Origin of the sequence: Prescottella sp. D32, from assembly GCF_037287305.1 — a bacterium.
Classification (GTDB): Bacteria; Actinomycetota; Actinomycetes; order Mycobacteriales; family Mycobacteriaceae; genus Prescottella; species Prescottella equi.
Map to the genome: position 1 here is coordinate 176,588 of NZ_JARBSW010000001.1, position 21,065 is coordinate 197,652.

Annotated in this window: 17 protein-coding genes and 1 tRNA gene; 8 read left to right on the forward strand and 10 right to left on the reverse strand. The window is 68.4% G+C overall.

All coding sequences use genetic code 11. From position 1 onward, the window contains the following. Window positions 1-213: 213 nt before the first annotated feature. The 3 genes from PSS76_RS00790 to PSS76_RS00800 form a co-directional block, all read right to left on the reverse strand. Window positions 214-1,665: a glutamate synthase subunit beta gene (locus tag PSS76_RS00790; protein WP_005516534.1), complete on the reverse strand. Its 1,452-nt coding sequence runs from the start codon at window positions 1,663-1,665 to the stop codon at window positions 214-216. Then, the gene (gene gltB, locus PSS76_RS00795; RefSeq protein ID WP_064076458.1) at window positions 1,658-6,244 is read right to left on the reverse strand and encodes a glutamate synthase large subunit; all 4,587 of its coding nucleotides are present in this window, start codon (window positions 6,242-6,244) and stop codon (window positions 1,658-1,660) included. The genes PSS76_RS00790 and gltB overlap by 8 nt, the downstream gene beginning before the upstream one ends. A 386-nt stretch (window positions 6,245-6,630) precedes the next feature. Beyond that, the gene (locus PSS76_RS00800) at window positions 6,631-7,587 is read right to left on the reverse strand and encodes a beta-propeller fold lactonase family protein (protein ID WP_217627481.1); all 957 of its coding nucleotides are present in this window, start codon (window positions 7,585-7,587) and stop codon (window positions 6,631-6,633) included. Window positions 7,588-7,779: 192 nt separating this feature from the next. Between PSS76_RS00800 and PSS76_RS00805 the strand changes: the two genes are divergently transcribed. Then, window positions 7,780-8,799 (forward strand): FAD-dependent oxidoreductase, encoded by a 1,020-nt coding sequence (locus PSS76_RS00805; protein ID WP_013414398.1) that lies wholly within the window; start codon window positions 7,780-7,782, stop codon window positions 8,797-8,799. Window positions 8,800-8,973: 174 nt separating this feature from the next. Here PSS76_RS00805 and PSS76_RS00810 read toward each other — a convergent pair whose 3' ends face one another. Then, on the reverse strand, window positions 8,974-10,413 hold the full coding sequence (locus tag PSS76_RS00810; protein WP_013414397.1) for an MFS transporter: 1,440 nt from the start codon (window positions 10,411-10,413) through the stop codon (window positions 8,974-8,976). 183 nt (window positions 10,414-10,596) lie between these two features. Here PSS76_RS00810 and PSS76_RS00815 point away from each other — a divergent pair, with 183 nt between their 5' ends. After that, the gene (locus PSS76_RS00815; RefSeq protein WP_022593215.1) at window positions 10,597-11,052 is read left to right on the forward strand and encodes a MarR family winged helix-turn-helix transcriptional regulator; all 456 of its coding nucleotides are present in this window, start codon (window positions 10,597-10,599) and stop codon (window positions 11,050-11,052) included. 62 nt (window positions 11,053-11,114) lie between these two features. Here the strand turns inward: PSS76_RS00815 and tatA are convergent, their stop codons facing one another. The 3 genes from tatA to PSS76_RS00830 are packed head-to-tail and all read right to left on the reverse strand — an operon-like array spanning window position 11,115 to window position 13,596. Beyond that, entirely contained in the window at window positions 11,115-11,315 is a 201-nt protein-coding gene (tatA, locus tag PSS76_RS00820) for a Sec-independent protein translocase subunit TatA (RefSeq protein ID WP_005516546.1), read from the reverse strand. Next, complete coding sequence (locus PSS76_RS00825) at window positions 11,315-11,989, reverse strand: Rid family hydrolase (protein WP_005516548.1); 675 nt, start codon at window positions 11,987-11,989, stop codon at window positions 11,315-11,317. The genes tatA and PSS76_RS00825 overlap by 1 nt, the downstream gene beginning before the upstream one ends. A gap of 29 nt (window positions 11,990-12,018) precedes the next feature. Continuing rightward, window positions 12,019-13,596, reverse strand: a complete 1,578-nt coding sequence (locus PSS76_RS00830) for a flavin monoamine oxidase family protein (protein WP_022593213.1) — start codon at window positions 13,594-13,596, stop codon at window positions 12,019-12,021. A gap of 238 nt (window positions 13,597-13,834) precedes the next feature. Here PSS76_RS00830 and PSS76_RS00835 point away from each other — a divergent pair, with 238 nt between their 5' ends. Next, the gene (locus tag PSS76_RS00835; protein WP_337455743.1) at window positions 13,835-15,322 is read left to right on the forward strand and encodes an APC family permease; all 1,488 of its coding nucleotides are present in this window, start codon (window positions 13,835-13,837) and stop codon (window positions 15,320-15,322) included. Beyond that, complete coding sequence (locus PSS76_RS00840; protein ID WP_069855353.1) at window positions 15,322-16,065, forward strand: IclR family transcriptional regulator; 744 nt, start codon at window positions 15,322-15,324, stop codon at window positions 16,063-16,065. Before PSS76_RS00835 ends, PSS76_RS00840 begins: the two co-directional genes overlap by 1 nt. Before the next feature lie 4 nt (window positions 16,066-16,069). Here PSS76_RS00840 and PSS76_RS00845 read toward each other — a convergent pair whose 3' ends face one another. Then, complete coding sequence (locus tag PSS76_RS00845; RefSeq protein WP_005516553.1) at window positions 16,070-16,453, reverse strand: winged helix-turn-helix transcriptional regulator; 384 nt, start codon at window positions 16,451-16,453, stop codon at window positions 16,070-16,072. A gap of 83 nt (window positions 16,454-16,536) precedes the next feature. Between PSS76_RS00845 and PSS76_RS00850 the strand changes: the two genes are divergently transcribed. Together PSS76_RS00850 and PSS76_RS00855 are read left to right on the forward strand one after the other, a co-directional pair. Then, complete coding sequence (locus tag PSS76_RS00850) at window positions 16,537-16,947, forward strand: RidA family protein (RefSeq protein WP_005516554.1); 411 nt, start codon at window positions 16,537-16,539, stop codon at window positions 16,945-16,947. A gap of 19 nt (window positions 16,948-16,966) precedes the next feature. Continuing rightward, window positions 16,967-17,467, forward strand: coding sequence for a hypothetical protein (locus PSS76_RS00855; protein ID WP_064059607.1), 501 nt, complete (start codon window positions 16,967-16,969; stop codon window positions 17,465-17,467). A gap of 81 nt (window positions 17,468-17,548) precedes the next feature. On the opposite strand, the gene PSS76_RS00860 is transcribed toward PSS76_RS00855, so the two are convergent. Continuing rightward, the gene (locus tag PSS76_RS00860) at window positions 17,549-18,130 is read right to left on the reverse strand and encodes a TetR/AcrR family transcriptional regulator (protein WP_013414391.1); all 582 of its coding nucleotides are present in this window, start codon (window positions 18,128-18,130) and stop codon (window positions 17,549-17,551) included. A gap of 117 nt (window positions 18,131-18,247) precedes the next feature. Between PSS76_RS00860 and PSS76_RS00865 the strand changes: the two genes are divergently transcribed. After that, on the forward strand, window positions 18,248-19,207 hold the full coding sequence (locus PSS76_RS00865; protein ID WP_064076453.1) for an alpha/beta hydrolase family protein: 960 nt from the start codon (window positions 18,248-18,250) through the stop codon (window positions 19,205-19,207). A 180-nt stretch (window positions 19,208-19,387) separates the two neighbouring features. On the opposite strand, the gene PSS76_RS00870 is transcribed toward PSS76_RS00865, so the two are convergent. Continuing rightward, window positions 19,388-19,470 (reverse strand) — tRNA-Leu (locus PSS76_RS00870). Window positions 19,471-19,667: 197 nt separating this feature from the next. Between PSS76_RS00870 and PSS76_RS00875 the strand changes: the two genes are divergently transcribed. Beyond that, the gene (locus tag PSS76_RS00875; RefSeq protein ID WP_064059526.1) at window positions 19,668-21,023 is read left to right on the forward strand and encodes an FHA domain-containing protein; all 1,356 of its coding nucleotides are present in this window, start codon (window positions 19,668-19,670) and stop codon (window positions 21,021-21,023) included. Window positions 21,024-21,065: the final 42 nt, after the last annotated feature.

Sequence of the window (21,065 nt, forward strand, 5' to 3'; positions counted from 1 at the left end):
TGTGTCACTCATCACATGCGGCAGACCATAGCCGTTGCAAGATCGTTGTAGAAGCGTTTTCTGGTCGAACGTCCAGAAAACAATTCGTGCCTCCGCACGTTTCGGACCGAAAAAAGGGCGAAGGCCCCGTCCCACGCGAGGCGATGCGTGGAACGGGGCCTTCGGGCTTCGACGGACGATCGGCGGGGAGCGACGTTGATCCCCGCCGATCGCTCAGCGCTGCGGAGCGCTGGTGGTGCTGATCGGCGTCGGCAGAGCCGTCGATCCTTCGAGGAACTTGTCGACCGCGGCCGCGCAGGAGCGACCCTCGGCGATGGCCCACACGATGAGCGACTGGCCGCGGCCCATGTCGCCCGCGACGAACACGCCGTCGACATTGGTGGCCCACTCCGACGAGCGGGCGACGTTGCCGCGCTCGTTGAGGTCGACACCCAGATCGGTGAGCAGGCCCGGCTTCTCGGGACCGACGAAGCCCATCGCGAGGAACACGATGTCGGCCTCGAGCTCGAAGTCCGAGCCCTCCACCTTCTGGAAGCGGCCGTTCACCATCTCGACCTCGTGCGCCTTGAGCGCGGTCACCTTGCCGTCGCGACCGACGAACTCCTCGGTGTTGACCGAGAACACGCGCTCGCCGCCCTCTTCGTGTGCGGACGACACGCGGTACATCAGCGGGTACGTCGGCCACGGAGTGGAGCCGGCGCGCTCGGCCGGGGGCCGCGGCATGATCTCGAACTGGTGCACGCTCTCGGCGCCCTGACGATGGCTGGTGCCGAGGCAGTCGGCACCGGTGTCGCCGCCGCCGATGATGACGACCTTCTTGCCCTTCGCGGTGATGGTCGGCTCCGCCAGATCGCCCAACTGCACACGGTTCGCGATCGGCAGGAACTCCATCGCCTGATGGATGCCGTCCAGCTCGCGACCGGGGATCGGGAGGTCACGCGCTTCGGTGGCACCGCCGGCGAGGACCACCGCGTCGAACTGCTCACGCAGCTGCTCGGCGGTGATGTCGACACCGACGTTGACACCGGTGCGGAACACCGTGCCCTCGGCCTCCATCTGCGCCAGCCGGCGGTCGATGTGGCGCTTCTCCATCTTGAACTCGGGGATGCCGTAGCGCAGCAGACCGCCGATGCGGTCCTCACGCTCGAACACCGTCACCGAATGCCCGGCCCGCGTGAGCTGCTGCGCCGCAGCCAGACCCGCGGGGCCGGAGCCCACGACAGCAACCTTCTTGCCGGTGATGTGCGACGCGCGCACCGGCTGGACCCAACCCTCGTCGAAGGCGCGGTCGATGATCTCGACCTCGACCTGCTTGATGGTCACCGCGTCCTGGTTGATGCCGAGCACGCACGACGCCTCACACGGCGCCGGGCACAGTCGCCCGGTGAACTCCGGGAAGTTGTTGGTCGCGTGCAGCCGGTCGATTCCCTCGCGCCACCGGTCCTTGTAGACCAGGTCGTTCCACTCGGGAATCAGGTTTCCGAGCGGGCAGCCGTTGTGGCAGAACGGGATACCGCAGTCCATGCACCGGCTGGCCTGGGTCTTGAGGGTGTCCGAGGAGAAGTCCTCGTACACCTCCTTCCAGTCCATCAGGCGCAGCGGCACCGGGCGGCGGATGGGCAGCTCGCGCGACGTGTGCTTCAGGAAGCCGTTCGGATCACCCACGAGCTGCCTCCATGATTGCGTCGTCCACGTTCGTTCCGTTCTTCTTCGCGGTCTCGATAGCGACGAGGACCTTCTTGTAGTCGCGCGGCATGACCTTCGCGAAATGTGCCTTCTGGTGCGACCAGTCGGCGAGGATCCGAGCCGCAACCTCGGATCCGGTCTCGTCGCGGTGGCGCTCGACGGCGCCGTGCAGCCATTCGAGATCCTCGACGCTGAGGTCCTCGAGATCGACCAACTCGGTGTTGAGGTTGGTCCCGAAATCACGATCCGGGTTGAAGATGAACGCCACACCACCGGACATACCGGCGCCGAAGTTGCGGCCGGTCTTTCCGAGGATGACCACCTTGCCACCGGTCATGTACTCGCAGGCATGATCGCCCACACCTTCGACGACAGCGGTGGCGCCGGAGTTGCGGACGGCGAAACGCTCGCCGACGATGCCGCGGACGAGAGCCTCACCCGCAGTGGCACCGAACAGGAGCACGTTGCCGCCGATGATGTTGTCCTCGGGCACGAAGCCCTCGGCCGTCTTCAGCGGCGGGCGGACGACGATGCGTCCACCGGACAGGCCCTTGCCGACGAAGTCGTTGGCGTCACCGTGCAGCCGCAGCGTCATGCCCTTGGGCACGAACGCGCCGAAGCTGTTGCCCGCCGAGCCCGTGAAGGTGATGTCGATCGTGTTGTCCGGCAGTCCTTCCGCGCCGTAAGCCTTCGTCACCTCGTGGCCGAGCATGGTGCCGACCGTGCGGTTGACGTTGGTGATCTCCGACTCGAAGGCGACGGCTTCGCCCTTGTCGAGCGCCGGACGAGCCAGCTGGATCAGCTGCTGGTCGAGCGCCTTCTCCAGGCCGTGTTCCTGTGTGCCCGAGCAGTACAGGTCCTGGTCCGCGAACGCGGACTCGACCCGGTGCAGGATCGGGGACAGGTCCAGCTTGGACGCCTTCCAGTGCTCGAGCGCCGCGGTGGTGTCGAGGACGTCGACCTGGCCGACCGCCTCCTGCAGGGTGCGGAAGCCCAGCTCGGCGAGCAGCTCGCGCACCTCCTCGGCGATGAACATGAAGAAGTTCTCGACGAACTCCGGCTTACCGGCGAAACGCTTGCGCAGCACCGGGTTCTGCGTCGCGACACCCACCGGGCAGGTGTCGAGGTGGCACACGCGCATCATGATGCAGCCCGAGACCACGAGCGGAGCGGTCGCGAAACCGAACTCCTCGCCACCGAGCAGCGTCGCGATCATGACGTCGCGGCCGGTCTTCATCTGACCGTCGACCTGGACCACGATGCGGTCGCGAAGACCGTTGAGCAGCAGCGTCTGCTGGGTCTCGGCGAGGCCGAGCTCCCACGGCGCACCGGCGTGCTTGAGCGACGTCAGCGGCGACGCGCCCGTGCCGCCGTCGTGACCCGAGATGAGCACGACGTCGGCGTGCGCCTTCGAGACACCCGCGGCGACGGTACCGACACCGATCTCCGAGACCAGCTTGACGTGGATCCGCGCCTGCGGATTCGCGTTCTTCAGGTCGTGGATCAGCTGGGCCAGATCCTCGATCGAGTAGATGTCGTGGTGCGGCGGCGGCGAGATGAGGCCCACGCCCGGGGTGGAGCCACGCACCTCGGCGACCCACGGGTACACCTTGTGCGGCGGCAGCTGGCCACCCTCGCCGGGCTTGGCGCCCTGCGCCATCTTGATCTGGATGTCGGTGCAGTTGCTCAGGTAGTGCGACGTGACACCGAAGCGGCCCGACGCGACCTGCTTGATCGCCGACCGGCGCCAGTCACCGTTCTCGTCCGGCGTGAAGCGCGACGGATGCTCGCCGCCCTCACCGGAGTTGGAGCGGCCACCGAGTCGGTTCATCGCGATCGCGAGGGTCTCGTGTGCCTCCGCGGAGATCGAGCCGTAGCTCATCGCGCCGGTGGAGAACCGCTTGACGATCTCGCTGGCGGGCTCCACCTCGTCGATCGAGATCGGCTGACGCAGACCGCTCTTGAACTTGAACAGGCCGCGCAGCGACGCCAGGCGCTCGGACTGGTCGTCGACCAGCTTGGTGTACTCCTTGAAGACCTCGTACTGGCCGGTCTTGGTGGAGTGCTGGAGCTTGAACACCGTGTCCGGGTTGAACAGGTGGTACTCGCCCTCGCGGCGCCACTGGTACTCGCCGCCGACCTCTAGCTCGCGGTGCGCCCGCAGCTCCGGCCGGTCCAGGTACGCATTGGCATGGCGCGCGGCGACATCCGCCGCGATCTCGTCCAGACCGATGCCGTCCAGGTTGGACTGCAGGCCGGTGAAGTACTCGTCGACGAGTTCCTGCGACAGACCGATCACCTGGAACAGCTGCGCACCGGTGTACGACGCGAGCGTCGAGATGCCCATCTTCGACATCACCTTCAGCACGCCCTTGCCGGCGGCCTTGATGTAATTCGTGACGGCATTGTCCAGCGACAGGCCGGCGAGCTGATCCGACTGCAGCAGTTCGTCGATGGTCTCGAACGCCATGTACGGGTTGACGGCCGAGGCGCCGAAGCCGAGCAGCGCCGCCATGTGGTGGACCTCGCGGGCGTCACCGGACTCGACGACGAGACCGACCTTGGTACGGGTCTTCTCGCGCACCAGGTGGTGATGCACCGCGGCGGTGAGCAGCAGCGACGGGATCGGCGCGTACTTCTCGTTGGACTCGCGGTCCGACAGCACGATGATGCGGGCGCCACCGGCGATCGCCTCGGACACCTTGTCGCGCACCGTGTCCAGTGCCTTGCGCAGGCCCTCGCCGCCCTGTGCGACGGGGTAGACACCACGCACGACGACGCTGCGGAAGTGCGGGAACTTCGCGTTGTCGTTGAGGTGGATCAGCTTCGACAGGTCGTCGTTGTGCAGGATCGGCTGCGGCAGCACGATCTGGCGGCACGACGCGGCCGACGGCGTCAGCAGGTCGGCCTCGGGGCCGATGGTGCCGCCCAGGCTCGTGACGATCTCCTCGCGGATGGCGTCGAGCGGCGGGTTGGTGACCTGCGCGAACAGCTGCTGGAAGTAGTCGAACAGCATCCGCGGACGGGCCGACAGCACCGCGATGGGGGTGTCGGTGCCCATCGAGCCCAGCGCCTCGCCGCCGGTGACGGCCATCGGCTTGACGAGGAGGTTGACCTCTTCGTTGGTGAAGCCGAAGATCTGCTGGCGCAGCACGACCCGGTCGTGGGTCATGTACGTGTACTTGCTCTCCGGCAGGTCGTCGATCTGGACGAGGCCCTCGTCGATCCACTGCTGGTACGGGTGCTCCGCGGCGAGCTCCGACTTGATCTCGTCGTCCGAGATGATGCGGCCCTGTGCGGTGTCGACCAGGAACATGCGGCCCGGCTGCATGCGCATGCGGCGCACGATCTTCTCCGGGGCAATGTCGAGGACGCCGACCTCGGACGCCATGACGACCAGGCCGTCGTCGGTGACCCACACGCGCGACGGGCGCAGGCCGTTACGGTCCAGCACGGCGCCGACGACGGTGCCGTCGGTGAAGCACACCGATGCCGGGCCGTCCCACGGCTCCATGAGCGCCGAGTGGTACTCGTAGAACGCCTTGCGTGCCGGGTCCATGCTCTCGTGACGCTCCCAGGCCTCCGGGATCATCATCAGCACGGCGTGCGGCAGGCTGCGCCCGCCGAGGTGCAGCAGCTCGAGCACCTCGTCGAAGCGCGCGGTGTCGGAGGCCCCGGGGGTGCAGATCGGGAAGATCTTCTCGAGCGCGCCGTCGCCGAACACGTCGGACTTGATGAGCGCCTCGCGGGCCCGCATCCAGTTCTCGTTGCCGCTGACGGTGTTGATCTCACCGTTGTGGGCGACGCGGCGGAACGGATGCGCCAGCGGCCACGACGGGAAGGTGTTGGTGGAGAAGCGCGAGTGCACCAGGCCCAGCGCGCTCTCGACACGGTCGTCCTGCAGGTCGAGGTAGAAGCCCTTGAGCTGCGGCGTGGTGAGCATGCCCTTGTAGACGAACGTCTGGCCGGACAGGCTCGGGAAGTACACCGACTCGCGGCCCGGGCCGTCCTCGCCGGCGCCGGATTCGCCGAGCTCGTGCTCGACGCGCTTGCGGATGACGTACGCACGACGCTCGAGGTCCATGTCGGTGACCGAATCGCCGGCCGAACCGATGAACACCTGACGGAACGTCGGCATCGCGGCGCGGGCCAGCGTGCCGAGCGACGAGTCGTCGGTGGGGACCTCGCGCCAGCCGAGAACCGTCAGGCCCTCCTCGGCGACGATCTTCTCGACACCGGCGGCGGCCTCGTCGGCAGCAGCGTCGCCCTGCGGCAGGAACGCGATGCCGGTGGCGTACGCGCCCGCGGCGGGCAGCTCGAAGTCGACGACGGCGCGCAGGAAGCGGTCCGGGACCTGGAGCAGGATGCCCGCGCCGTCACCGGTGTTGGGCTCGGAGCCCGCGGCGCCGCGGTGCTCGAGGTTCACGAGCGCGGTGATCGCCTTCTCGACGATGTCGCGGCTGCGCCGACCGTGCATGTCGACGACGAACGCGACGCCACACGCGTCGTGCTCGTTCGCCGGGTGGTAGAGCCCCTGGGGCCCGGGAAGATGCTTCATACCTACTGCCTTCGTATGCGTAGATGCACCGACGACCAGCAGCGCTGATGGCCATACAACTGCAGAGCATGTACCTGCACGACACTGTGCGGCACCGACCGAGAATGGCTCCTCGTTGAGCCTCGGCACGGGACTGACGTCCGCCCCGGCGACGTTGCTCTGGGGCGTTTCAGACGGTTATGAGTCCACCGTGTTGAGAAAAGGTTAATTCACGCACCCGGGAGAAACGCAAGCAAGGCTCCCCTCTCCACTCCGTGACCTGTGGTTTTTCTCCCCATTGCTGGGGAAATGAAGTGCACATCACAGCCTAGAGCGATTGTTTCGCGCCCGGAGGGCCGACGAGTTGCAGCATCGGCACGATCGTCGGCCGCACCGTCACCGCCGAGTCACGGCTCGATCGCGACCACCGACACCGAGTCGCCGTCGTAGTTCGACACGTACGCCCGGGTGCCGTCCGGGGTGATAGCCACGGCGGACGGACTGTCGCCGACGACGACGTTCCCGACGACGGCGTCGACCGCGGTCCCGAGCACCGACACCGTGTCGCTCGCATAGTTCGTCACGTACGCACGGGTCCCGTCGGGCGAGACCGCGGTGCCGAACGGGCGGTCGCCGACCGGGACGGTGGCGACGACGGCGTTCACCGGCAGCGCCACCACCGACACCGCGTCGCTGTCCCACGCGGTGACGTAGGCCCGGGTGCCGTCCGGCGTGATCGCCACCCCGAACGGCCCGTCGCCGACCGGGACGCTGCCGACGACGGTCGCGGTCGCGACGTCGATCACCGCCACCGCGTTGCTGCCCTGTTCGGCGACGTACACGCGCGTGCCGTCCGGGGTGATCGCGACCTCGGAGGGCAACCGGCCGACGGGAACCGTGGCGGTCACGGCGTCCGTGCGGGTGTCGATCACCGACACCGTGCCGCCGTCGTAGTTCGACACGAAGGCCCGCGCACCGTCGGGAGTCACCGCGACCCCCTCCGGGCCGGCGCCGACCGGGACGGTGGCCACCACGGTTCCGGCGGCGGTGTCGAGCACGGACACCGTGCCGTCGTCGGAATTGGTGACGTAGGCCCGGGAACCGTCGGGGCCGATCGCGACGTCGGTCGGATACCCGCCGACCGGCACCGTCGCGGTGACGGTGCCGGTCGCGGTGTCGACGACGGTGACCGCGGCATCGAAGTAGTCGGTGACGTAGACGCGGGAGCCGTCGGGGGCGACGGCCACCTCGGTAGGTCCGGCACCGACCGGGACGGTCGCGGTCACGTTGTCCGCGTGGACGATCGGCGCGGACAGGACCAGGCCTGCCACGGACACCGCCACCAGCGCCGCGGACCTGGACATCGAAGTCACGCGCTTTCCCTTCTCCAAGAGGGCAAATCGCCGGAGTCGGACAGCGCTCACACACCGTCGACGGCGGCGCATCTTCGTTTCACTTCCATTGGACGCCGCGTCGACGGGCCTGTAAACACCCGGGCGAGCGGCGCACCGGATCGATGCCCGGAAGCGCCGCCGGACGTCGGGTACGGTCCCCACATGGCTGGCAAGGCAGCGATCCTCGGTGGCGGCATCGGTGGGCTGACGGCCGCCAACGTCCTGATCCGCCGCGGATGGGACGTCTCGGTGTTCGAACGCTCCCCCGCACCGCCGACCACGGGGACCGCTCTCGGGATGTGGCCCCAGGCAATCTCCGCGTTGGACGTCGCGGGTGTCGGCCCCCGCGTGCGGGACGTCGGTGCGCGGCAGCAGCGTGCCGCCTTCCTGCGACCGGACGGCTCGGTGATCGGCCGGGTCGACAGCGCCCGCCGCACGGCGTATCTGATCTCCCGTCCGGCGCTGCTGGACATCCTCGTCGACGGTCTTCCGGCCGGCACCGTCCGATTCGGCGAGCCCGCACCCGATCTCGGCACCCTCGCCGACTTCGACGTCGTCGTCGCGGCGGACGGCACCCGCAGTGCCACCCGGGACGTGTTGTTCGGCTCCCGCTACCGCCCCGTCCCCACCGGCCTGACGGCGTGGCGCGGGTGGATTCCCGGCGAGACGGCATCGGTCACCGAGACGTGGGGTCCGGGCGCCCTGTTCGGCATCACCCCGCGGGAGGGCGGCCTGGTGAACTGGTTCGCCGCGGTCCGGTCCCCCGTCGGCGTCTCCGACGGAGTCGACCTGCTGCGCAGCCGTTTCGGCGACTGGCACCAGGACGTCCGGAAGATCCTCGAGCAGATCGACCCGGACACCGTGCTGCACCACGACCTCTACGAGTCGCCGAAACTGCCGTCGTACGTGCACGGGAACGTCGCGCTGATCGGCGACGCCGCGCACTCGATGGCCCCGAACCTGGGCCGGGGTGCATGCGAGGCGATGGTCGACGCCGCGACGCTGGGCCGGCTGCTCACCGAACACGCTGTGCCCGACGCCTTGCGGCGCTACGACCGGGCCCGACGCCGTCCCACCCGCCGGCTGGTGCGGGCGTCGCATGTCGCGGGCCGGATCGCGACCGCGCGGCGGTGGACCGGCATCCGGGACGTCGTCGTGGGACTCGGCTCACGTTTCGCGTGAAACATCGGACCCCGAGCGGATCCGGCTGCAAAAATAGCTACTGGCCGCAGCGAGTAGTCAGCTGCGGCCAGTGCAGGACGAACATTAGCACTTGTTGAACGTTTGTCTCACAGGGATCGAACTTCTTGCCCGAGTGCGAGATCCCGCGATCCCGACTCCACCCGAATGCCCTGGTCAGACCTTCGCGACAGCGGGTGCGCCGGGCTCGACCGACGCCGGCGCGGGCCTTCGACCCGGGATCGCCGCGGCGATGGCGGCGGCGACGAGCGCCACACCGCACCCGATGAGCAGACCGGTACGGAAACCTGCCTCCGTCGGGATCGTGTGCCCACCGCCGATGTCGACGCTCATCTGCGCGAGCACGACACCGACCACGGCGGCCGCGACGGACGTACCCACCGAGCGCATCAGCGTGTTGAAGCTGTTCGCGGAGCCCGTGGCCGACGGCGGCACCGCGCTCATGATCAGTGCGGGCATGGAGCCGTAGGCCAGGCCGACACCGGCGTTCGAGATGCAGACCACGACGAGCAGGCCCCACGTCGAGCCCAGCAGGAGCATCGACGAGCCGTAGCCGAGGGCGATGACCAGCGCACCTAGCACCAGCGTGACCTTCGGGCCGCGCGCCGCCGACAACTTGGCGCCCACGGGCGAGACGGCCATCATCACGAAACCACCGGGCAGCATCCACAGGCCCATGGCGAGCATCGACTGGCCCAGCCCGTAACCGGTGGACTCGGGCAGCTGGAGGAGCTGCGGGATGATCAGCGACTGCGCGTACATCGAGAAGCCGACGACGACGGACGCCGCATTGGTCAACAGCACCTGACGGCCCGCGGCCAGGCGCAGGTTCACGAGCGGGTCCGCGGTGCGCAGCTCCCACCAGCCCCAGGCCAGCAGCACGACCACCGCCACCGCGAACAGCCCCAGGATCTCGGGGCTCCCCCATCCCCAGACGGCGCCCTTCGATACCGCGAGCAGCAGGCTCACGAGCCCGATGCCGAGACCGACCGCGCCGACGAAGTCGAAGCCGCCCGTGGCCATCGCCGGGGTGGCCGGGACCAGGCGCCAGATCAGCACACCGATGAGCACGCTGAGCACCGCGCAGCCCCAGAACAGCACCCGCCAGCTGGTGTTCTGGGTGACGGCCGCGGAGATCGGCAGACCGAGCGCACCGCCGATGCCGAGGGTGGCGCTGATGAGCGCGATCGACGAACCGAGCTTCTGTGGCGGTACCAGTTCACGCAGCGCACTGATACCGAGCGGCACCATGCCCATGCCGAGTCCCTGCAGACCACGACCGATCACCATGGGCGCGAGCGACGTGGCCAGCGCGCAGGTGATCGAGCCGATCACCAGCGGCACCGAGCAGAAGAGCAGCATCCGCCGCTTGCCGAGCAGGTCCCCCAGTCGCCCGGTGACCGGCGTGGCGACCGCACCCACCAACAGCGTGATGGTGACGACCCACGACGCGTTCGACGCCGTGGTGTCGAGGATGCGCGGCAGGTCGCCGATGAGCGGGACCACAAGGGTCTGCATGAGTGCTGCCACGATGCCGGCGACCGCCAGCACTGTGACGATGCCCCCCGAACGGGTGGCGGGCGCGGAGTTGTCCACGCGGGTCTCCCAACTTCTCGATCAATGGATTTCGTTACGCAAAGTAGTTGCAGCATACAACCAAGTTGTATCGTGCAATCAAGTTGCATCGCGCAAAATCCCAGTTCGGAGTGATATGTCCGATTCCGGCGGGCACAATGGGAGGGCATCGCGACACCGATGCGGCTTTGCGAGAGGACCGGTATGGACAAGCCCACGAACCTGATCGATTTCGAGACGATGCTGCTCGGCCGGCACCTCACGCTGCACAATCCGCGCCCCCGCCGCAGCGGCGGCCGACTCGACCGCAGCGCGTACACGCTCCTGAGCCGGATCAGCGTGGAAGGACCGATGTCGATCGGACAGCTCAGCGACGCCCTCGCGCTCGACACCTCCACCCTCCACCGCCAGACCACCGCGATGCTCAACGCCGGGCTCGTCGACCGCATCCCCGACCCCGACGGCGGCATGGCCCGCAAGTTCCGGCTCACCGACGCCGGACGGGAGGAACTCGACGCCGAGCGCACGGCGAACATCTCGGCCCTCGACCGGGTGATGCGCGACTGGTCCGCGGAGGACGTCGCCGCATTCGCCGCCTACCTGCGCCGGTTCAACACCGACATCGAGGAACTCGACGGCCGGGCCTGGCCGCGGCCGTGACCGGGCGGGAACGAAGAAAGCCGCGCAACGCTCTGGTTGCGCAGCCCTTCGCTCGTCGACGTCTACGAGGACAGCTGCCGGGACGGCTCGACCTTCCCGATCTCGCCGGGCTGATCGTCGGCCTGCAGTTCGCCGACCTCGCTCTTGAGGATCCGCAGCGAGCGACCCAGCCCGCGTGCGGCGTCGGGCAACTTCTTGGACCCGAACAGCACCAGCAGCACCACCGCCACGATCGCCCAGTGCCCGGGACTCAGCGCGCCCATCAGGACGGCTCCTCGCCGTCGGGGTAGACCGCGTCCACCTCGACCTCGACCAACCATCCCGCGACCGGCAAGCTGCCGACCTCGAGCGCGAAACGGGTGGGACGCGCGCTGTTCCGCTCGATCGGGGCGGCTGGTGCCGCCGTCCCCATCGGCACCAGTTCGGTATCGCCGGTCTCGAGGTTCGTGTTGGCGAAGAACTGCCGGTAGGCGCGATTCCAGCCCGCGTAGTCGGCTCGATCGGTGCCCGGCGCGTTGTCGAGGAACACGCGCATCGTCACGACGTCCTCGAGCGTGAGTCCCTGTGCCTCCAGGTTCTCCCGGATCTTCTTGAGTACGTTGATGCCCTGCGCCTCGGTGACCGTGACCCCCGCCGGCAGCATCCCACCGCCGAACTGGCTGTCGATGTACGACTCCGGGGTGCCCTCGGGCGCGGCCTTGTTGGACGCCGCCGGCCCCAGACCGCTGGTCTTGTAGACGGCCGCGCCGCCGCCGATCGCGACACCCTGCGCGATCATCGGATTCGCCTGGCCCGCTTCCAGAACCGACTTGGAGACGAACGTCGACTCGGGTGCGGGTTCCGCCTCGGCGGTGTCGGACGAACAACCGGCTGCGGTCAGGATCAAAGCCGAGCCTGCGAGGACCGCGGCGATGGCCTTGCGAGAGACGGAAGTCATGATGGCTCCTTCGTGAATGGTGAACGGGCTCAGGCGGCCTGGGCGACGCGCTGATGGATCTTGGTGATGACGTCACGCGCGGACGTGAAGGCCCCGTGCTGCCACGCGATGGCGTTGGACAGGTGATCGCCCGCGAAGTAGATGCGGTCGACCGGTTCGAGCAGCTTGGTGTACTCGGGGGTCGCGGCGCCGCCGTGCGAATCGCCGGCCCCGGCCCACGACGCCCACGCCGACTCGGAGTACTTGGTGCGCCGCCACGAACCCGAGAACGACGACGAGATGTCGCGGGTGTACTTGTCGCCGTGGATCTCCGAGCCCTCGGCGATCGCCTTCGCGAGCCGCTGCCGGTGCGTGAGCGACTCGAAACCGAGCTGACGCCGACCCGAGCTGTAGTAGGCCACCACCACACCGCGATCGGAGTTGTAGTGGTCGTACGGGAACATGATCTGCGAGATGTCCCGGTCGGTGTTGGATGCACCGCCGTAGATCCGGTCCTCGATCTCCCACCAGCGGCGCGAGTACTCGATGCCGAGCTTGCCGGACGACGACGGCGTCGCGGCCCGCAGTGCGGTGACGACGTCCGCCGGCAGGTTGTTGTCGAGTCGCTCGATCAGGTGCGGCGGGATGGTGCAGATCGCGTACTCGGCGGTGACGGACTCGAGCCGGCCGTTCACCCGGTACTCGACGGTCACCCCGTCGGGCGTGTTCTTCATCGATGTGACCTCGGCGCCGTAGACGAGACTGTCGCCGATCTCCTCCGCGAAGCGGTAGTAGATCCGGTCCATGCCGCCCACCGGGGTGAGCATCGTCATCGCTTGGTCGTACTCGAAGTCGAAGGCGAAGTTGCGGCCGATGCCGCTCTGGATGACGTCGGACATCGGTAGTGCCGGCTTCTGGGTACCGAAGTTCAGGCCCGCCCCCGGCTCGGAGTCGTAGCCGCGGCGCGGCGACCCCAGGTAACGACCGTCGTCGGACAGGTCGCCGAAGCTGCTGAGGAACTCCGACAACGCGTCCTTGTCGTCCTTGGTGAGGACGTCGTCGAGCGCACCCTGGTTCGTCGCCTTCTGCAACAGCTCCGAGACGTAACCGAAGGTGTCGGCCTTCGCGGCGCGGTAAGTGATGGACTGCCCGGCCAGCGGTTTGGTGCCGGTGTAGTTGACCATCGTGTTGGCGTTCTGGTTGCCGAACATCTGTAGTTCGACACCCAGCTCGCGGCAGTAGTCGAGCGTGACGTGCCCCTGCGGGATGCGGGTGGCCCCGAGGTTGAAGAAATGCCCCTCGGAGAACGTGCACTTCTGGGTCTCGCCGTTGAGATCCGTCTCCTCGGTGCCGGCCCGAACCGACCACACCCGACCACCGGGGCGGGTCCGCGCCTCGAGCACCGTCACCTTGTAGCCGGCCTTGCGCATCTCGTAGGCCGCGCACAGACCCGCAGGCCCGCCACCGAGGATCACCACCGAGTGATCGCCGCGCACCGAGCCGACGAAGTCACCGGTCGACAGCGACTGGAAGCGCTTGGGGGCGCCGGCGGTGGCGGGGGCCATGCCGATCGAGGACATCGCCCCGTACGCCAGGCCCGCGCCACCCGTGACGCCGAGGGCCTGCATGAAAGTCCTACGTGTGAATGCCATTTCACGCTCCCAGTTGTCCGCCCGGCGATCCGGGTGATCAGTTCGGAACTCATCCTGGGGACGTCTCGGGTCGCGGAGTTGTCACGGGGGAAACGGTTTCGCGGAGTCGACTGAGAACATGCGTCGCGCCGTTGCGTGGCATTCTCGAGCAGGTGCGATCAGAGGAAGCATGAACGCAATATCGTTGTTACACAGACTGACTAGCGTCACGCGCGTGTCCGCACTCACCGACGCGATAGCGCGCTCGTTCACCACCGGGGAACCGGAGCGTCCCGCCCTGTCGTCGATGCGAGCCCTCGGTCGGCGGCAACTGTCCGGTGTCGAGGTGCTGGCGCAGTCCGTCGCCACCACCGCACCGGCCGTGTCCATGGTGATCCTGCCGCTCACGATGCTCACCCACGACCGCCTCGTGAGCGGCATCGTGACGATCCTGGTCGCGACGATCGCCGTCACCCTCATCGCGTTCTGCGTCTCCCAGTTCACCCGGCGCATGGCGGCGGCCGGCGGTCTGCACAGCTTCGCGTTCCGGGGATCCGGGAGCCGGGCGGCGCTCACCGCCGCCGTCGCGATGCTGGTGAAGTACGTCGGCAGCGCCGTCATGACGCTGTATCACGGCGGTCAGGCGGTGATCGCGCTGTGCGGGCTCGCCGGATTCTCCCCGCCCGCACCACCGGTGTACCTCGCGCTCGCGGTGGGCATCCTGTGTTGCCTCGTGCGCGGTGTGCGGTTCGCGGCGGTGACGATCCTGGCCGTCGAGATGTGCTCGCTCGCCTTCATCGTCGCCCTGATGCTGTTCGGCGACAACGCGTCCGCGCCGGTCCTGGTCCCGCCGGCGTCGGGGCACGGCACGCTGGCGCTCGTCCTCACGGCACTGTTCGCGCTCGCGGGATTCGAGAGCGCCGCCTTCTTCGGACCCGAGGCCCGGCGGCCGCTGGTGACCGTCACCCGAACGGTGTTGCTCACGCCGCTGATCTGCGGATCGCTGTTCCTGTTCGCCGGTTGGGCGGCCTGGACCGGGCGCAGCGACACCCTCGTCGACGCGTACCTGCACGGCACCGCGACCGGGGTCGATCCCGTCATCGTCGTGGCACTGAACGTCGGACTGAGCTGTTCGTGGCTGGCCTCGTCGATGGCGTCGTCGAATGCCGCGTCCCGGCTGGTGTATTCGCTCGGTGTCGAGGGCGCACTCCCCCGCTGGTGCGGACTGGTGCATGCGTCGTTCCGCACCCCGGACGCGGCCCTGGCACTCGTGGTCGGCGTGGTGGTCCTCGGCGCCGGAACGTTCGCGGTGCTCGGCACCGGCGTCGTGTTCGGCGACCTGAGACTGGTCGTGCGCGGCGCCGTGATCGTCGCGTACGTGGTGGTGGCGATCGCGTCGGTGCGCTTCCTCAGCCGCATCGGCGAACAGACTCCCCGCGTGCTCGCCGCGAGCACCCTCGGCAGCGTCGCCGGGACGTCGGTGCTCGGATACCTGGTGTACGTCAACGTGATCGACGCGTCGTACGTCGTGCCCGTCGCGGTGGTCGCCGTGCTGTCGTCCGGACTGGTGTGGCGCTCCTGGCTGCGCGGTCGCCACCCGGACGCGCTGCTGCGCATGGGGGCATTCGACAACGCCGAATCCGCGGACGTCCTGCCCGGGGCGGGCGTGTTCGCCGCCGACGCGTCCGGCCGCACCGTCCTGGTCGGCCGGGACGCTCGCTGATGGCGCCCGCGAGAGACCTCGGCGGCAACGAACCGCGCGCCGTGCAGCGGGCGCTCGCGCTGCTCGAGGCGGCCGCACAACTGGGCTCGGGGGCGTCCGCTAAGGAGATCGCCGCGCTCGCCGGCATCCCGCAGGCGACGGCGTACCGACTGCTGAACCTGCTCGTCGCCGACGGCTATCTCGTCCGTGTCGCCGATCTCTCCGGCTTCACCCTCGGACGCCGCACCCGCGAATTGGCCGGGGCCGCAGACCGACCCGTCGACGTCGGTGCCGTGCTCGAGGAACTGCGCTCGCGGGTCCGCTACGGCGTGTACCTCGCGTCGTACGAGAACGGACGGGTGCGCCTGATCGACCGCGACCCCGACCACGAACTCGCCGGCGAGCGCACACTGGTGACGGCGCCACACGCGTCGGCGATCGGCAAGCTGCTGCTCGCATCGCGTCCCGACCTCGCGGCCGGTCCGCTACGGAAGGTCACCACCCGCACCATCACCGACCACGACGCATTGGAGGTGGAACTGTCGGTGATCCGCCGCGGCGAACCCGCGCGCGAGGTCGACGAGATCCGGGTGGGCCGCTCCGCCGTCGCTGTTCCCGTCCACGACAGCCGGCGCGCCGTCGTCGGCGGCCTCGCCGCGATCGGCCCCACCGGGCGACTGGCCGTCGACGACACCGACCTGGTGAACCTGCTGCGCGAGTATGCCGGACGAGTGGCGCCGGGCGGGGTCCGCACGCCCTCGTGAACCGTCAGACCCCGTCCTGTTCCGCGTCGAACCGGGCGCGAGCATCCTCGATCGCCGCGCGGTTCGTCTCCGCCCAGCCGACGAGGACATCCACCGGATGGCGCAGCGTCTTGCCGAGTGGAGTGATGCGGTATTCCACGGCGACCGGACGGGTGCTCAGCAGTTCGCGCTCGACGATGCCGTTGCGCTCGAGCCGGCGCAGCGTCGCCGTGAGGGATTTCTGCGTCACCGCGGGAATCGCCCGGCGTAGGTGGTTGAAGCGGCTGGGACGCTCGCACAACTGGTCGAGCACCGCCAGCGACCACTTGTCGAGGACCTGATCGAGCAGTTCTCGATGAGCCGGGGTGACGGCGAGTCCTCCGGAAACGGCCGGGTAGGTATCGGTCATGCCACCTAGTTTCGTTGAAGTGCCCTGCGTACACCAAGTATCAATTGGATACCTTCCCCAACCGATCCTGGAGGACATCCACCATGACCGTGCAGTTCCGCAACCCCGACGGCATGACCCGGCCGACCCCCTATCACCACGTCGCGATCGGATCCGGGACCCGCCACGTCCACGTGGCCGGGCAGATCGCGCGCCTCGCCGACGGAACTCCCGTGGCACCGGGCGATCTCACGGGCCAGGTGGCCCAGGCCCTGCGCAACACCGCGGCCGGATTGACCGGCGCCGGTGCAACTTTCGACGACGTCGTGCGGCTCACCTTCTACGTCACGGGCTGGACGCCCGACAAGATCGACGGGTTCATGGCGGGCATCGAGCAGGTCGCGGCCGAGATCGGACTGGCCGTGCCGATGCCCCCGGCATCGCTCATCGGCGTGGAGTACCTGTTCGAGCCGGACGTGCTCGTCGAGGTCGAGGCCACCGCGGTCTGCGACTGACCCCGCTAACGTGGTGCCGATGGAGGAGTTCGTCGGCGCGATCGCCCGCTTACGCTCGGCGGGTTGGTCTTTCGAACCGGGCCCGGGGCACGTGCGGGTTCCTGCGCCGCTGGAGTCCGCCCCGGCCGGCCAGACGGCGTGGGCGTCGTCGTTCTCACGCCTGTCCGGTCCCGACGACACGACCTGGTTCCTCTCCCTCGGCGACTACGCGGAGCCGTCCGACGATGCGTTCGCCTGGAACGAGTTCGAGACCATGAGCCGGGAGGCAGCGTCGGGCCCCGAAGACGAGGCCGCGATCACCGAGTTCTGGAGGCGGCACCGCCCGATCCTGCTCTCGGTCCGCGGCCCGTACTCGTATCTCGCGATCCGCGACGACGGCGTGATCGTGCACGGCGCCGAACCCGAGTTCGAGGACGCCACCGAGGTCGCACCCGATCTCGCGACACTGCTGAGAACCATCGCCGACCCACCCACGCCGGGCATCGGTCTCGTCGAGACGTTGTTGTTCGGCCGAGAGTAGAAGGACCGACTTCTTCGAGAACGACGAAGGCCGCGAGTTTCCACTTCGCGGACCGGGTTCACGACTCAGTCCCGTTCTCGTCTACCGACTGGATCTGCCGAGTGCGCCGGTGACAAGCAGTTGCACCAGACGGTCGGCGTCGTAGGCGGGATCCGCAGCCGCCCCGATGCACAGGTTTCCGATGCCTTTCATCAGGTTGTACGCGCCCACCGTGGGCATGGCGCCGCAGTACTCGAGCGCCGCGTCGAGCAGGGCGGCACACACCGGCACGAGACGGTCGACGAAGTAGGCGTGCAGCGCATCCGATCCGGCGCTGTCGCCCTGCAACGCGCCGGCGAGGCCGTGCTTGGTGACCAGGAACTCCACGAACAGGGCCACCCATTCGCGCAGGGCCGCTTCCGGCGTCGGACTCTCCTCGAGCAGTCTGGGGCCGGCATCCGCGCACGCCTCGACCTGGTGGCGGTACACCGCGACCACGAGTTCGGGGCGAGTCGGGAAGTGTCGGTAGATCGTCCCCATCCCGACACCGGCCCTCGCCGCGATCTCCCGCACCGGCGCGTCGACGCCGGACGTCACGAACACTGCCGCCGCTGCGTCGAGAAGGGCCTGCTCGTTCCGCCGCGCGTCGGCGCGCTTCGTCCGGCGCTCGCTCTCATCGGTCACAGAACACACTCCTCCGCGTCGGAACCAGGTTGCTATCCGGAACACTGCTCCGTATTGTTCGGAACAGTGCTCCGCTTTCCATTATGGCAGGGCACAGCCCCTCGAAAGGACCCCGTCTTGACCTCTTCGGTCCAGTCTTCCGCACTCGCCGCCACCCTCGACGAACTCGTCGGCGTCGGCGCCCCCGTTCTCTCCGTTGCCCCCGTCGAACTGTCCGCCCCGGGCCGCGCACTGCCGCTGGAGGTGCGGGTCTCCGCGCCGACCACCGGCTCCGACCTGCCGGTGGTGCTGTTCTCGCACGGCAACGGGTGGAACCACGATGGCTACGCGCCTCTGGCCGCGTTCTGGGCCTCCCGGGGCGTCGTCGTGATCCAGCCCACCCACCTGGACTCCCGGCGCTACGGGATCGGATTCGACGACCCTCGCTTCCCGAGTATCTGGACTGAACGAATCGCCGACCTCGAACGCATCCTCGACCAACTCGCCGACATCGAGGCCGCCGTCCCCGGTCTGACCGGACGGGTCGACCACACCCGCATCGCCGTCGCCGGTCATTCCTGGGGCGCACAGACCGCGCAGGCACTCCTCGGCGCCCGAATCCTGGACGAGGACGGGCAGGTCGGGGAGGACATGTCCGACAGCCGCGTCTCGGCCGGCATCCTCCTGGCCGCGACCGGCATCGGGGGTGAGGACCTGAATCCGTTCGCGCGGGCCAACTTCCCCTTCATGTACCCGTCGTTCCGTGAGCTCACCACGCCGACACTCGTCGTCGCAGGCGACCACGACCAGTCCCGGATGTCCAGCCGCGGCCCCGACTGGTTCACGGACGCATACAGTTTCAGCCCCGGCGCCACCGACCTGCTCACTCTGCACGACGCCGAGCACGCCCTGGGCGGGATCCCCGGATACGAGGTCGCCGAGACTACCGACGAAAACCCGGAGCGGGTGGCCCTACTGCAGCGGATGAGCACTGCGTACCTTCGCACCGCGCTCGAGCTCGATACCGACGCCTGGGCCGCAGCCCGGGCGGCCTTGGCGAACACAACCAACCCGATCGGTCACGTCGACAGCAAGTAACCCGGACTCACCGGACCCGCTCGCCGCCGGGCTCTTCGGGTGACCCGGCTACTGCCTGCGGGCCGCAGCCATGCCGCTGCATCCGGTGGACAGTCCAACCGAACCCGCCAACGAAAACGAGGTCACGAACTCTTTCGAGTTCGTGACCTCGTTCGTCGCAGTTCGTGGAACTGCTCGTTGTGGGCGAAGGGGGACTTGAACCCCCACGTCCCGAAGGACACTGGCACCTGAAGCCAGCGCGTCTGCCATTCCGCCACTCGCCCGAGCGACGTGGAAAACACTAGCACGCACTTCGCCGAAATCACGATTCGTGCAGGTAGAGGTGCAAAAAACGCATCGCGAAGCGGCTAGCAGGACCCCCGGGACGGGGTGTCCGGATATCATGCAGGGGCAGCGGCCGGGTTGATTGCAGCCGCGACACGCAGACTGACCGCGAACAGACAACAGCAAGGTTCATGCCGTGGGGATCGTTCAACGTTTCGAGCGCAAGCTTCAGGGGGCCGTCGGTGACGCCTTCGCGCGCGTCTTCGGCGGAGGCGTCGTACCTCAGGAAGTGGAAGCGGCGCTGCAGCGCGAGGCCACCGACCGCGTCCAGCAACTGGACGGCGGGCACTACCTCGCTCCCAACAGCTACGTGATCACGATCAACGAGTCCGATCACGCGAAGTTGGCGTCGGATCACGAGCTGACGGTGAAATCTTTCGCGCGACACCTCGAGGGATACATCCGAGAACAGGGCTGGCAGACCTACGGTGACATCGACGTCCGATTCGAGGCGTCACCGACACTGCACACCGGGCAGTTCCGAACCACCGGATCGGTCGATCCGGATGCTCACCGCGGCGACGCCGGCGCATCCGGCCCCGCTCCCCGGGCCCGGCGCGCCCCGACACCCGTTTCACCGACCCCAGGAGCAGGCCCCATGACCCAGAACTCCGGAAACGAGCCCGGCCGCGAGCAGCGCGACGACCGTGGCGCGCGTAACGGCAGCGCCCACCCGGATCAGGCGCAGGGCCCCGCCGACCAGGGTGGATACCAGGATCAGGGCGGCTACCAGGATCAGGGCGGCTACCAGCAGGACTACCCGCAGGGCTACGCCCAGCCGCGCTACGACCAGCAGCAGGCTTACGGCGCGGCGCAGGGCGGCTACCCGCAGGACGCCGGTTACCCCCAGCAGGGTGGTGGTTACCCGCAGCAGGGCGGTTACGACCAGAGTTATCCCCAGCAGGGCGGCTATCAACAGGGGTACGACCAGCAGGGGTACGACCAGCAACAGCCGTACCCGGGCCAGTACCCCGGCTACCAGCAGGGCTACCAGCCGCAGGGCGAGTACCAGCAGGGCTACGACCAGCAGTACGACCAGCAGTACGACCAGCAGCAGGGCTACGCCGACTACGACTATCAGCAGGGCGAGTACCAGCAGGGCGACTACGACCAGGCCGGATACAACCAGGCCTACAGCCAGCCGGGGTACGAGCAGGGTTACGGCCAGGGCTACCAGGCCGGCTACACGCCCGAGGCGGGGCGCACCTTCACCGCGACGCTGCAGCTCGAGGACGGAAGCGGACGCTTCTACCAGCTGCGGGACGGCAACAACATCGTCGGACGCGGCCAGGACGCGCAGTTCCGCCTGCCCGACACCGGTGTCTCGCGTCGGCACTTCGACATCCGCTGGGACGGCCAGGTCGCGATGCTCTCGGACCTGGGCTCCACGAACGGCACCACCGTCAACGGTTCGCCGGTGCAGGACTGGCAGCTCGCGGACGGTGACGTGATTCGCGCCGGGCACTCCGAAATCCTGGTGCGCATCCTCTGACCACGGCAGACGCCGCCCGTCACCCCGCGAAAGCCGCATCCC